This window comes from Granulicella mallensis (assembly GCF_014203225.1).
In the GTDB taxonomy this organism is placed as follows: domain Bacteria; phylum Acidobacteriota; class Terriglobia; order Terriglobales; family Acidobacteriaceae; genus Granulicella; species Granulicella mallensis_A.
The window spans coordinates 1-13,774 of sequence record NZ_JACHIO010000027.1 but is presented as its reverse complement, the minus strand read 5'-3'; the positions used below and the strand labels follow the sequence as shown (position 1 = coordinate 13,774).

Annotated in this window: 8 protein-coding genes; 5 read left to right on the top strand and 3 right to left on the bottom strand. The window is 60.4% G+C overall.

Annotation, left to right across the window (positions count from 1 at the left end; all coding sequences use genetic code 11):
- The first annotated feature begins 64 nt into the window (after nt 1–64).
- From HDF15_RS22770 to HDF15_RS22750, 5 genes are all read left to right on the top strand, one after another.
- Nucleotides 65–1,336 (top strand): nucleotidyltransferase family protein, encoded by a 1,272-nt coding sequence (locus tag HDF15_RS22770; protein WP_184259847.1) that lies wholly within the window; start codon nt 65–67, stop codon nt 1,334–1,336.
- A gap of 146 nt (nt 1,337–1,482) precedes the next feature.
- The gene (locus tag HDF15_RS22765) at nt 1,483–2,166 is read left to right on the top strand and encodes a response regulator transcription factor (RefSeq protein WP_014264949.1); all 684 of its coding nucleotides are present in this window, start codon (nt 1,483–1,485) and stop codon (nt 2,164–2,166) included.
- A gap of 36 nt (nt 2,167–2,202) precedes the next feature.
- Nucleotides 2,203–4,044 (top strand): ATP-binding protein, encoded by a 1,842-nt coding sequence (locus HDF15_RS22760; RefSeq protein WP_260331290.1) that lies wholly within the window; start codon nt 2,203–2,205, stop codon nt 4,042–4,044.
- Between the two features lie 179 nt (nt 4,045–4,223).
- A complete protein-coding gene (locus HDF15_RS22755; RefSeq protein WP_221314582.1) occupies nt 4,224–5,750 on the top strand; it encodes a hypothetical protein in 1,527 nt (508 codons plus the stop codon).
- A gap of 56 nt (nt 5,751–5,806) precedes the next feature.
- The gene (locus HDF15_RS22750; RefSeq protein ID WP_014264952.1) at nt 5,807–6,484 is read left to right on the top strand and encodes a hypothetical protein; all 678 of its coding nucleotides are present in this window, start codon (nt 5,807–5,809) and stop codon (nt 6,482–6,484) included.
- Nucleotides 6,485–6,842: 358 nt separating this feature from the next.
- Here HDF15_RS22750 and HDF15_RS22745 read toward each other — a convergent pair whose 3' ends face one another.
- The 3 genes from HDF15_RS22745 to HDF15_RS22735 all read right to left on the bottom strand — a co-directional run bounded on the left by HDF15_RS22745 (nt 6,843) and on the right by HDF15_RS22735 (nt 13,549).
- Nucleotides 6,843–8,219, bottom strand: a complete 1,377-nt coding sequence (locus HDF15_RS22745; RefSeq protein ID WP_184259841.1) for an FAD-containing oxidoreductase — start codon at nt 8,217–8,219, stop codon at nt 6,843–6,845.
- Between the two features lie 46 nt (nt 8,220–8,265).
- The gene (locus HDF15_RS22740) at nt 8,266–8,727 is read right to left on the bottom strand and encodes a DUF4126 family protein (RefSeq protein WP_184259838.1); all 462 of its coding nucleotides are present in this window, start codon (nt 8,725–8,727) and stop codon (nt 8,266–8,268) included.
- A 412-nt stretch (nt 8,728–9,139) separates the two neighbouring features.
- The gene (locus HDF15_RS22735) at nt 9,140–13,549 is read right to left on the bottom strand and encodes a sodium:solute symporter family transporter (RefSeq protein ID WP_184259835.1); all 4,410 of its coding nucleotides are present in this window, start codon (nt 13,547–13,549) and stop codon (nt 9,140–9,142) included.
- Nucleotides 13,550–13,774: the final 225 nt, after the last annotated feature.

Below are 13,774 nucleotides of genomic sequence, written 5' to 3'. Positions count from 1 at the left end.
GACAATTGCCTTACAGCGTTATGACAACCCCGAGCCGAAGGCTGCATAGGATCGGATTGAGTCTATGCAGCGCTTGCACACAAATCCTGAGGATTATCCCCTTAGCCGGGCACAGCAACTGCGCGAAGCCGTTCTGCTGACCTTCTGCGACCCCATGCCTGCGGAGTGCGAGCGGCTGCAGAGTCTTTCCGGCCGAGAGTGGAGGTCTCTGCTGACGTGGCTCGATACCAGCGGAACGGCCCTGTACTTTCTCGATCGCCTCACGGAATTGGGGCGGTGCGAGATGCTTCCGCTGGAGGTGTTGGCGCGGTTGCAGCAGAATCTGCTGGACAATACGGAGCGCACCGGTGGCATGATCGCTGAATCGAACGCGATCCATCTCAGTTTCCAGAACGCCGGTCTTTCCTATGCGGCGTTGAAGGGATTTTCCTTGTGGCCGGTCTCCGTGCCCAAGCCGGAGCTGCGCTCGCAGCTGGATCTGGACTTCCTGATCTCTGCACGGTGCGCCCCTGAGGCGCGGCGGATTCTTGAAGCCAGAGGGTTTCGTCTGAAAGCCATCAGCGGCAGGAGCTGGGAGTTCAAAACGAGTGAGCCCGGCAAGGCTTCGCTGGAGAGTCTTTACAAGTCCACGCCGCATCGCTCCGTGGAGCTGCATCTGGAGGCGGATGACCTGGGGCCGGATTCTCTCCTGGCCCGCACGGAGAAGCTCTGCTTTCACGATGTCTGTATGCCGGTCCTCCATCCGGTCGACCTCTTCCTGGGACAGGGGCTGCATCTGTACAAGCATGTTTGCGAAGAGTTCTGGCGCTCTGCCCACCTGATTGAGTTTCGGCGGCACGTTCTGGCGCGGTATCACGACGCGGCCTTCTGGCAGGAGCTACGGAAGCTCGCCGAAGGCAATCTGCGGGCCTCTGTCGGACTGGGCGTCATTACGCTGCTGACCTCGCATACGATGGGCGATTTTGCACCGGAGGGGCTTACCTGCTGGACGGTCGACCGGCTGCCTGTCCGGATACGGTTATGGGTCGAAAGATATGGCCGCCGCTCCGCCGTTGCCAGCCATCCCGGCGGCAAACTTTATCTGCTGTTGCAACAGGAGCTGGAGCGCGCGGGTCTGAGGTCCAAGCGGTCGTTGCGCCAGGCGCTGCTGCCCAACCGGTTGCCGCCGGCGATTGCGCTGGGCTCGGCGAACGAAACTCTGCGGGCGCGTCTCGTTCGCAGAGCCCGGCAGACGTATTTCACCCTGCTTCGGTTGCGTTTTCATCTTGTGGAGGGACTGCGCTATCTGTGGGAGTCCACCCGCTGGCAGCACTATGTAGACGGACTTGATCGATAGATGCTGTTATTTCTGTTTGTTAGCTTCAATGCCACATCTCTAGTCTTGAGTGAAATCTTTTGGAAGAAAGCCCTATGATGGTGAGCATCAGGAGAAGAAGTTGTCACACTCCTTTTGTTTTCACGGGGATATAACTGAGGAAGTGTATGAGTCTGATTCTTGTCATTGAAGATGATCCGCGTATCCAACGAGCCCTGAAAAGACAGTTCACCGCAGAAGGTTACGAAGTCCACATCGAGGGCGAAGGGCCCGCCGGTCTTACCGCGTGCAAGAATATGCGGCCCGCGACCGTCGTGCTCGACCTGATGCTACCGGGCCTCTCCGGCCGCGAGGTCTGCAAGGAGATCAAGGCCTGGTCCCCGGACACTCCAGTCATCATCCTGAGCGCGATCAGTGAAGTCGCCGATAAGGTGCTTCTACTGGAGACCGGCGCCGATGACTATGTAACCAAGCCTTTCAGTCCGCGAGAGCTGCTCGCCCGTGTACAGGCCGCGATGCGGCGCACACGCAGGACAGTCCAGGAACCGCCGCTCAACTTTGGGAATGTCACGGTCGACTTTCTCAAGATGGAGGTCTACAAGGCTGGTTCCCTGGTGCCGCTCACCGCGCACGAGTTCAAGCTGCTGCGCTTCTTCCTCGACAATCCCGGACGTGCTATCGCCCGCGATGAGCTGTTGAGCGGTGTCTGGGGTTTGAACTTCCACCTTACGACGCGCACTGTGGACAACCAGATATTGAAGTTGCGCCAGAAGCTTGAAGCAGACCCGGCGAATCCGGTTCACTTTCGGACCGTGCACGGGTTCGGCTATAAGTTTGTGCCGCAGGCGTAAGGTGGTTCTGGAGATGCTCGAAGAGATCGTGAAGTAATGAAACAGTGGCGCATGCGTACGACCTTGATGGTCTCGCTCCTGGCGGTCTCCCTCGGGCTTACGGCGACGTGCCTGCTGATCATCCGGGTCAGTGTGGAGCAGGAGATCCGCAGGGGCCTGGATTCGGATCTCAACCACTCGCTCAGTACCTTTCGCAATACTGCCAGCCAGCGCAATGAGATGCTGATGCGCGAAGCGGCCCTGCTTGCCGACCTGCCTTATCTCAAGTCGACGATGTCGACCCAGGATGCGCGCACCATCCAGGACGGCAGCGGCGAGTTCTGGACCACCAGCGGCAGCGATTTCTTTGCGCTTGCCTCGCCAGCCGGCAAGCTCTTTACCCATTTGAATCGTGGTGCCGCGCTTGACGACACGCTCGTCGAGAGCGGGGTGCAGTCCTGCATGGTGGACGCCGAAGATACCTGCATGGTCGCCTTCGGGCAGAGCCTCTATGAGCTTTCCATCCAGCCGGTGTACTTTGGGCCGCCGGCAAATGGTTCCCAGCTGGGCTACGTCATCATTGGCTATGCCATCGATCATGCGGTAGCCCGCCAGGTGAGCGAGGTCGCCTCAGCCGATGTTGCCTTTATCGTCGACGGCAATGTCCTGGCGACGACACTGCCTGCTGACAGGCTATCCGATCTGCAACTGCGCAGCCAGATGCTCGATGCTACGAGTGCGGCTCCGCAAAAGATCCAACTGCAACGCGAGGCCTATGTGGCCTCGGCGTCGGCGCTCACGGTAGCCGGGAGCACCCATGCCCAGCTCGTGGTGCTCAAGTCCTACGACCGCGCCAGCATGTATCTTCGCCGCGTCAACCAATGGATTCTGGTGCTGGGCCTCTCTGCGCTGCCGATTGGGGTGCTGCTGGCGATGGCCATCTCGCGCACGGTGACTCGTCCGCTGGAGACGCTTGTGGCCGGGGCTCGCGCGCTGGGACAGGGCGACTTCAACTATGGCCTCAGTACAGAGGGTGCCGTCGAGGTGCGCGAGTTGGGGCTGGCCTTCGATCGTATGCGCGGGGAGTTAAAGCGCACGCAGCGAGAGCTGCTGGAGTCCGATCGCCTTGCCACGATCGGCAGAATGGCCAGTTCGGTCTCGCACGATCTGCGCCATCATCTCTCCGCGATCTATGCGAACGCCGAGTTCATGAGCCTGGACGGCACCGGGAACGAAGAGCGTCTTGAACTGCTCCTTGAAGTGAAAGAGGCGGTGCAGGGGATGACCGACCTTGTCGAATCGCTGCTGCTCTTCGGTCGAACCGGCCAGGTGCTCCATGTGCAGTACGAGTCGATCGCTCATCTGGTGGAGCGCACGGTCCACTCCGTGCGTCAGAATCCGGAGTGCCGGACGGTTCAGGTGATGATTGCGGAGCTCGAATCTGTTGATGCGTGGGTGGATAGTGTCAAGCTGGGCCGTGCTCTCTACAATCTTGTTCTGAACGCCTGTCAGGCCACGAAGACTGGAACGGTGCCTCCGACCGTCACCATCACGCTCTCTGAGGATGCGGAGAAGATACGCATTGCAATCTGCGACACTGGGAAGGGAGTTCCTGCAGCCATTCGCGGTACGCTCTTCCAGCCTTTCGTAAGCTCCGGTAAAGTGAATGGTACCGGTCTAGGGCTCACGGTGGCGCAGCATGTCGCTCAGGAACATGGTGGAGAGGTCCGGCTGGAAAAATCAGAGCCGGGGCGGACGATCTTCAGCATTCTCCTGTTCAAGAAAGCGCTCCAGGCCCTGGGGCAGAATCAGTCGGAATCGTATCTGGGTGAGCGCACCGCGGAGCAGGAAGGTGCGGAAGCAAAGACTGGACACGAACTTGAACGGGAGCGTCTATGAACCGAACATCGGAGACCCGAACGACAGGGGGCCAAGCTGCGACCTGTTGCTTCTCCCGTTCGCGACATCGCGCTCCCTATGTTTTGACAGGTCTGTTCTTCGCCAGCTTACTCTTGCCTGCTTTTAGCGGCTGCCGGCTTTTTGCCCAGACGACAACGCCTCCAGCCACTTCCAGCAGTATGCCGGCGGCAGATAACGCCCAGCATCTGGCCGATATGGAGAAGCGCCTCAACGAGGTGACCGATGCTCTTACGCAGACGCAGCAAACCCTGCAGCAATCCCTGCTTGAGATTCAGCGGCTCCGTGCTCAACTGGATGCTTTACGCGCGGAGCAGGCGAAGCTGCATGGCACGGCTCCAGAAGGCACCGTTGCGGGAAGTGTTCCTGGAAATATTCCGGGAGGTATAGAAAAGACTCCGGAATCGGTCGTTGCCACCGGGCAGCCGCAGCCCGCTGTCAGCAGCAGCGGATCGACCAGTGAAGATATCGATGCTCTCCGGGAGCAGGTAGGGATGCTGCAGGCCGAGGTCAAGCAGCACGATCAGATCAAGGTCGAGACGGCTTCCAAATATCGTTTGCGCGTCACGGGACTGGCACTCTTCAATGCCTTTTCGAATGCCGGCGTTGTGGACAACGTTGAGCTGCCGACGCTTGCCATGCCTCGCATTGCGGGGGACTCACATGGAAGCCTGGGCGGTACGGTGCGGCAGTCGCTGATTGGGGTAGAGGCAACGGGACCCACGATTAACGGCGCACGCAGCTATGCCGCACTCAGTGTCGACTTCTTTGGCGGTTCCTCTTCCAATACCTATGGCTACAACTCGACCAGCGGCGTGGTGCGCCTGCGCTATGCGCAGATGGGCCTCGACTGGAACAAGACTACCGTTCAGGTCGGATATACTGAGCCGCTGATTTCGCCCCTTTCGCCGACATCCTATGCGACAGTCGCCCAGCCTGCACTGTCGGGTTCGGGCAATCTTTGGGAGTGGTCTCCCCAGCTTCGTGTCGAGCAGCGGGTCCCGATCTCGGGGCAGCGTGGCTTTGCTTTGGAAGCGGGGCTGATCTCTCCGCAATCGATCGGGTATACGGCGACTCAACTAGATAGTCCAGTTGAGGCCTCGCGCCGTCCTGGTGTCGAAGGGCGCGTGTCCTATCGCTCGAACCTGGGTGCAAGCGACAGACCCTTTGCGGTTGGAGTGGGAACCTATACGGCCAGCCAGTTCTACGACGGGGATATCCATGTCCACGCCTGGGCGGTTACAGGGGACTGGCAGATCCCCCTGTACAAGTGGTTCGACTTGACTGGTGAGGTCTATCGGGGGCGAGCGCTGGGCGGTCTTGGCGGGGGTGGCTATAAAGACATGCTCTCCGGCACGGACCCTGTCACCGGTCTTCCCAAAAGCGAGGGAGTGGAGACTGCCGGCGGCTGGAGCCAGTTGAAGATCCACTTTCTCCCGACGCTCGAGGCCAATGCGGCTTATGGTCTTGACGATACCTTCACCAGCAACTTCGACAATCTGATTCTCATGAACCCAACCAATGCCCAGGTGGGTGCGCGCAACAGTTCCGTTATCGGCAATCTTGTCTTTCGGCCTAAGAGCTCCCTGATCTTCTCGCCTGAATACCGGCGTCTCCAGACCTGGCGTTATATGGGACCTGCGAATATTGCCAATATCTTCACCCTCAGCGTGGGGTATCAATTTTGAGCTTTTGTGCGACGAAAATCCATGTTCGTTGGTTGAGCGCTGCCGTGCTGTGCGCGATGGCGGCAGTCTCGATCGGGATGGCGCAGGAGGTTGTGGAGGTCACGGCCCTCGTCGAAGTGACGCATCAGCATCGGCATGAGAGCCCGATGCATGCTGCATCGGGCGATGTGGTCGTATGGCTCACGCCGCTGCAGAAGCTGCAGCATCTTCCCGAGCCGCATAAGCAGGTGTACACGCTGGCGCAGAAGAACAAGCAGTTTACGCCGCACATCCTGGTGGTTCCTACGGGAAGCAGTATCAACTTTCCCAATCTCGACCCGTTCTTCCATAACGTGTTTTCACTGTTCGACGGCAAGCGATTCGACCTAGGCCTCTACGAAGCCCACACGCGCCGCGTCGTGCAGTTCGACAAGGAAGGCGTCTCCTACATCTTCTGCAACATCCACCCTGAGATGGGCGCTGTGGTGGTTTCTCTCAGCACTCCCTTCTATGGGGTATCGACGCCCGATGGGGCTGTGGTGCTGCATGATGTTCCGCCAGGCAGCTATCGGCTGAACGTCTGGGCGGAAAATGTCAGTCGCGATCTTTTGAATGGGTTGAGCCGTACTGTTGAAATTACGGATCACGATAACGAACTGGGAACGCTTCGCCTGCAGACCAGCGGCGACATTATGGGACACCATGAGAATAAATTTGGCGAGAGCTATGCTCCGGTGGCGAAGGATCCGTATTAGAGTTGTTGGTTGAGCACGAGCGCATAGCATCAGCCCAGACGATTTAGCTTGAAATCAAGATCGAGGTACTTTTACCTCACCACAGAGACGTCATCCTGAGCGGAGCACCTCGCGCTTTTTGCGAGTTGCGTAGTCGAAGGACCCCGAGGGACTTCATCTTGCCCATGATCTTGGGACCTTTTCCAGTACGAAAGTTCAGGCTCGAGCGCTTGAGGTAGAAAAGGTCCGAAAGGCATGGACAAGATGGAAACCTTCGGGGTCCTTCGACTCCGCGTCCCCAAATGCAGGGACGCTCCGCTCAGGATGACGCATCTGTGATGGGTAAGCAAAATGCTGTGTAGGTACCCGCATTACCGCCTCAATCCAACGGCTTCAAGCTCCCCAGCAAGGTGGGAATCAGCTCCGACACCGTGGGATGAATATGTACCGCGCGTTGGACGGTCGAATAGGGGGCGTCCGCGTACATGGTGTCCAGCAGGCAGTGGATGGCTTCGTCGCAACCGACACCCAGTAGCGACGCGCCGAGGATCTTCTTGCTCTCGGCGTCGACCAGCACCTTCATGAAGCCGAGGCTCTCGCCCTTCTCGACGGCGCGGTTAACGCGGGTCATCGGCCGTGTGCCGATGAGAGCGCGCTTGCCGCTCTTGCGGACCTCCGTCTCGTTCATGCCGATACGCGCCAGCGGCGGGTCCATGTACATCGCGTAGCAGGGGATGCGATCGCTGACGCGACGGGGATCGTTGTCGAGCAGGTTGGCGGCGACGATCTCGAAGTCGTTGTAGGCCGTGTGGGTGAAAGCTCCCTTGCCGTTGCAGTCACCCATGGCATAGATGCCTTCGACGTTGGTGTGAAGCTGATCGTCGACGAGGACGTAGCCGCGTTCGTCGGTGGCTACGCCGGCGCGCTCCAGGCCGAGGTCCTGTGTGTTGGGCGTGCGTCCTACGGCGAGCAGCACATGCGATCCGACGGACGCAGGTTCGCCGCTGTTGCATTGCACGCCTACGCTGACTCCCTCGTCGTGCGGGGCAAGGCTGATGCACTCGGCGTCCAGTCGAACATGGATGCCTTCGCCCTGCAGGATGTCGAGCACGGCCGCGGAGACGTCTTCATCCTCGTGCTGTACGAGCCGTGAGGCTTTCTCGATGATCGTCACTTCGCTGCCGAAGCGGCGATACATCTGGCCGAACTCGATGCTGATGTAACTGCCGCCCACGATGATGAGATGTTTGGGCAGAGTCTCCAGCGCGAGCAGGCTGGTGTTGGTGAGGAAGGGAACTTCGTGGATGCCGGGGAAGTTGGGGATTGTGGCACGTCCGCCGACGTTGAGGAAGATCTGTTTGGCTTCGAGACGATCGTCTCCGACCTTGACTGTGTGCCGAGATTCAAAGCTGGCGGTGCCGGTGAAGACGGTGCAGCGCGGATTCTTGCGCAGGGAGTTCTCGACGCCGTTTCGTGACTTCGCGACGATCGCTTCGCGGCGCGCGATGACGGCCTTCATATCGATTTCGACGGGGCCGTTGAGCTTGACACCATACTCTGCCGCGCGGCGGGCGGTGTGGGCTGCGTAGGCGCTGGCGACCATGGCCTTCGTCGGGGTGCAGCCTGTGTTGACGCAGGTTCCGCCGAAGAGTTTGCGCTCCACGAAGGCGACGGTCATGCCTGCTTCTGTAAGGCGGCTGGCGAGCGAGGGGCCGGCCTGACCGGCCCCAATGATGATGGCGTCGAACGTCTGCATCGTTTCCTGCTTCCTGCGGTTGGTAGTTTTGCTTTCTTCCGTTTCGTTAGATGTGCGTCACGATGAGATAGCTGCCAACGATGGCGACGGCGTCTTCCAGCAGAGCCGCTGGGAGATCCTTGCCGAAGGCCGCGGCGAGTGCGCCGCGAACGGCGGCACCACCCAGGGTTCCGATGACCGCTCCGATGGCGCCGCAGACCATGCCGGTCCAGACGGAACCAACGCCCAGACCGATGGCCGCACCGGAGAAGGCTCCGAAGACGATACGCACGATGAACGAGGGAGGAGCTTTGCGGCTGGGAGTCTTGGGCAGCTTGTCATTGACCAGCTCAAACAAGGCAAGGAGCGTGAGGATGCAGACCGTGATGAGGTTACCGAGGAAGGCCAGATGCGTGCCTGCGAGGGGAAGCAGACCGCAGCGTGCAGCCCAGCTTACGGCGGTAGGAGCGGTAAAGGCGCGGAGTCCGGCGATGATGCCGATCAGGAGTGCGAGGATGATCACGTGCATGGGGGTCTCCTTTGATGTGGAGTTCTTATTCAGCCTGACTGCCTGCAGTGGATGTAGTTTAAGGCTGACCCATCCTACAGCGAGTTGAGGGAGAGGGCCAGAAGGTTTTTAGCTTGCTGGCTAGTCGAGCCTGAGGTTGTTGTTTGTTTTTCGTCGTTGCTTGTTTTTCGTCGTCATCCTGAGCCGTAGGCGAAGGACCCCCGCATTGATGCCACCACGAACGCCAGGCGAAACCCGTTAATGTTTGTAGTGCGCTTCTCGTCTGTGCGGCCACGGGCGCAAAGCGAAACGCCTCAGCGCTTGTGGTGCGCTTTGCATACGTGCCGCCACAAAATGCGGGGGTCCTTCGCCTACGGCTCAGGATGACGACGAAAAACAAGCAACAACAAAAGCAAAGGGCTGAAAGCTCCATTTATTGATAGAGCAAATAAGCCGCACGCCGGTCCATGAAGTCGTGGAGAGAAGGCTGCCATGATGCGACTATCGTGCGTGGATCATCGCCACGTTCGAGGGCGTCCATGGTGGCGCGATTCACGACGAGACGCATGGCTTTCTCCACTTGAAACTGCTCAGGGTATAAGCGATGCAGCACGCTGAGAATCTCGATGCCCATTGCGGGGGAGTCGAGTGCTTTGCGGTCGGTGAGAGTCACGCGCACCGCTTCGATTGTCTGGGCGTGGAAGGGGTAGTGGTTGGTGTCTTCGGCGATCGCGGCTGTTGTTGCGGTGAATGTCACGCCGGGAATATTCCGCGCATTGAGAGCTGCCGCAACGTCGGCGGCTTTAAACCAGGCAGGCTTCTGTGCGCCGGTCTTCGAGTCTCTGGCAGGCACACCCGCGCCGAAGAGTTCGAAGGGCGTTGCGGTGCCGCGTCCTACGGAGACGTTGGTCGTCTCCAGAAGTCCGATCCCCGGATAGAGTGTCGCGGCGGTCACGCTGCGCAGGTTGGGACTGGGATTGACCCAGGGCAGGCCTGTTTCGTCGAAGTATGCAGCTCGTGTCCAATGCTGCATTGGAATCACGGTAAGGTGTGCGCCGAGCCCTTTGCCGGAGGCCGCAGCCTTGAACGGTCGGGACGGCGTATGGGTGGCGCGTGGGCTGCTTGTATTTTGTGCAGGCTCTGTGGGGGCGAAGAGCGCGTCGGTATGCGTGAGCGTCGAGGTCGCTTCACCGTTGATGTACTGCGCGAGCTCGCCCAGCGTGAGCCCGTTGCGCACGGGGAGCGGCATGTAATCGGTGTAGGACTCAAGACCCGCGTCAGAGATGGGTCCCTGCACTTGCTCGCCGCCGATGAGGTTCGGACGGTCGAGCACGAGGATCTCGAGGTCGTGGTGGAACTCGTTCTTCTCGCGTGCGGCAGCTTCGAGGAAGTATCCGGTGACGGCTTCGTAGGTGTAGAAACGAACTCCAGCATCCTGCAGGTCGATCACCACGGCGTCGAGATCTTTCAACTGCTCGTGCGAAGGACGGCGGTCTACATCTTTCGCGCCGTAGAGGCTGGTGACGTGCAGGCCCGTGGCAGGGTCGACTTCCGCGGCGATGGAGGTGGTGTCCTGTTTGCCGAAGATGCCGTGCTCGGGAGAGAAGAGCGTGACGAGGTGGATCTTGTCTTCGCTGAGGTCAGGGCTGTGGAGGATGTCTACCGTTCTCCGGCCCTGACTGTCGAGGCCTGTCTGGTTGGTGAGGAGCCCAAGACGGGCTTGCCCGTGATGTCTGCTCGCGAGTTCGCGCAGCGCGGCGTTGTGGGTTTGCTCGAGGACATCGATGCCGGTGAGCGTGTGGGAGGATGGGATGCCGGCAGTGGTTCCTGACTCGTAGAGATGAAGAGCCTTGGCGGCAGCAGAGGCGAACTCACCGCGCAGATTCGAGATTGGCGGATTGCCGCGCGGATGGATCGCGTTTGCCAGCAGAATGACATAGGTGTTGGAGCCGGGGTCCATCCAGAGCGTGGTGCCGGTAAAGCCGGTGTGTCCGAAGCTGCCGATGGGAAAGACACTGCCGCGTGGCTTGGAGAAGGCTGTATCGATGTCCCAGCCGTAGCCGCGCAGGTCCTGCTCTTTGATGGCGGGATACATCGGCGCCAGCAGTGGAGCCGATGGCTTCATTCCTGCGGCGATAGCTGCACGCTCAGCTGCATTGGCTTTGGTGAGCTGCTGGGAGTTGTGCCCAGGCTGCTCGGGGGTGGTCATTAGCTCGAGCGTCGATTGCTTCAGCGGGAAGTTGCTGGGGCGGCCCGCGAGACGATCCAGTAAGCCCTGGGCGAAGAGCGAGACGTCGGCGGCGGTGGAGAAGACGCCGGCGTGGCCTGCGACGCCTCCCATGCGGCGGGTGCTGGGATCGTGTACCGAGCCGCGCAGCAGACGATCGAAGTCGGGGTTGGTGGCAGGATCGGATTTGCCTTCATCATCGTGCGCGGTAGGAGCGATGCGCGACAGGAGCGAGGTGCTCCAGTCTCCCTGGGGGCAGGCGAACAGCATATGCCCCGGCGGTGTGCGCTGCCATGCAATGGCGGAGCCGATGACTTGATGCGGGCCGCAGGCCTTTGCGAGAGGAAGATAGCGGGTCTCCGTCATCCCCAGCGGCTTGTAGATGTGCTCCTGCGCGTAGACATCGAGCGATTCGCCGCTGAGCGTTTCAACGAGGTCGCCGAGCAGGATGAAGTTGATATCCGAATAGCGGAATACTGCGCCCGGCGCGGACTGTAGCGGCGTTGTAAGCGCACGGTGGAAGCCTTCGGCTTTGTCCGGTGCTGCCAGTCCCCAGGCGTCCTTCTGGTTGACGTCGGGAGCTTCGCCGGAGGTGTGGGTGAGCAGCATGCGGATCGTCACCTGCGCGCGCTGGGCGTCATTCGTGGCATTGAACGCGGGCAGGTACTTCTGGATGGGGTCGTCGAACTGCAGCTTGCCCTGCTCGTAGAGCTGCATTACGGCGGTGGCGGTGGAGAGGCACTTGGTGAGCGAGGCCATGTCGAAGATCGTGTCTTCGGTCATGGGTTCGGCGGGGGAGGGGTTGCCGTCGAGGCCGGGTTCTCCGGCGAGCTTGCGAACGCCGTAGGCCTGCTTGAAGACGATGTGGCCGCCGTGGCCCACCACGACGACAGCACCGGGGAGTTTATGCGCGGCGATGGCGTCGTTGAGGAGCGTGGAGATGGGGGTGAAGTCGGCGGTGGTGGTCTGCATGGGTGCTGGTCCCTGGCGGACAGCAGGTTCCTCGGCTACGCCTCGGAATGACAACAAGAAAAGCAAAGGCAAGAACAGGAGCGGTAGTGCGTTGGCTAGAGCCATGCGGCTCTGCTGCGATTGCTTGCGGAAGATGAGACTGGAGAGGGAGCCGATGGCAAAGGTCGCGAGGGCACCGATGAGGACGTACCAGGTGAAGGCAACATGCGGGACAGTGATAGAACCAAGATGCACGGGAAACACTCCTTGCCAGAGCCAGAGATTCAGGGCGAAGCCGCAGACCATGCCGATGATCGCTCCGATCTCGGTGGCGAAGCGGGTGAGGGTGCCGAGCAGGAAGACTCCCAGCAGGCAGCCGTAGGCGACCGATGCGATGGAGAGGCCGATCTCGACCACATGCCCCTTGCCTCCGACACCGACCGAGTAGACCGCAATGGCGAAGAGCACCAGCGCCCACAGCACCGTCGAAGACTTCGAAATGATCGCTCGTTCGCGATCGTCGGCCTGCGGGCGCAGGTGCATGTAGAAGTCGACGACGGTGGTTGACGATAAGGAGTTGAGCGCGGCGGAGAGATTCGACATCGCCGCCGCGAGGATCGCCGCGACGAGCAGACCGGCGATGCCTATCGGCATCTCGCGAACGATGAAGGTCGGGAAGATGCGGTCGGAGCTGGCGAAGGTCGCGGGATGCTGGCCGTAGAACACATAGAGCCCCACGCCGATTAGCAGGAAGAACGCGAACTGCGCAAAGATCACGACGCCGGAGCTGAGGATGGCCAGGCGAGATTCGCGCAGGTTGCGTGCGGCCAGCATGCGCTGCACCATCAACTGGTCGGTGCCGTGCGAGGCCATCGTCAGGAATGTTCCGCCGAGCACGCCGGCCCAGAAGGTGTAGTTCTTCGTAAGGTTCATGCTGAAGTCGAGCATGTGGAACTTGCCCGCGGCTGAGGCTACGGCATGGATATGAGCCCAGCCTCCGTTGACGTGAGAGCCCAGCGTGAGCAGAGCGACGAGCGTGCCGCCGACGTAGATCGCCATCTGCACGACGTCGGTCCAGATGACCGCTGCCATGCCGCCTTCAAAGGTATAGAGCAGCGTCAGGGCGGAGATGATGGCGATGCTCAGGATGTCGCGGGTGCCTATGGCGATGCCGACGACGATGGAGACCGCGAAGACGCGCACGCCTTCGGCGGCGGCGCGTGTCAGCAGGAAGAGGGCCGCCGTTACCTTGTGCAGCACGGGGCCGAAGCGCTGGTCGATGAGTTGATAGGCGGTGAGCATCTCGCCCGCGAAGTAACGCGGCAGGAACAGCGCCGCCACGACGATGCGGCCCAGCATGTAGCCGATGACGACCTGCAGGAAGCCGAAGTCCCCGGCGAAGGCGACGCCGGGGATGGAGATGATGGTGAGTGTGGACGTCTCGGCCGACACGATGGAGAGCGCGATGGCCCACCAGGGAATCGTGTTATTGGCGAGGAAGTAGTTTTTGAGCGAACGGTCCGCTTTCGCGCCGCCGGACTTGCCGCGGAAGCGCAGGCCGAAGAGCGTGATGCCTATGAGGTAGATCGCCACCAGCGTTAGATCGAAGGCACTGAGCCGTGTTGAAGAAATGCCAAGCGCAAGTGCGGCGATCGTGTTCGGCAAATGGGTTCTCCCTGGTTGGACTATAGCGTTTTCGCTAGTGGTACGAACGGAAGGGCACGGTTTCAACCGTGCCGATAAGGTGCTCTCCAAGTTCCCCCTTTTGTCGTGGGGGGGGGGGGCCTGCGGCAGACCAAAAGGCGAGAAAAAAAAAAGGTTTGGAGCGGGGGGGGCCCCGACCCTACGCCTTTGTGCCAAAAACCCGGGAGCCCGCAAAAAAAAAAAAAA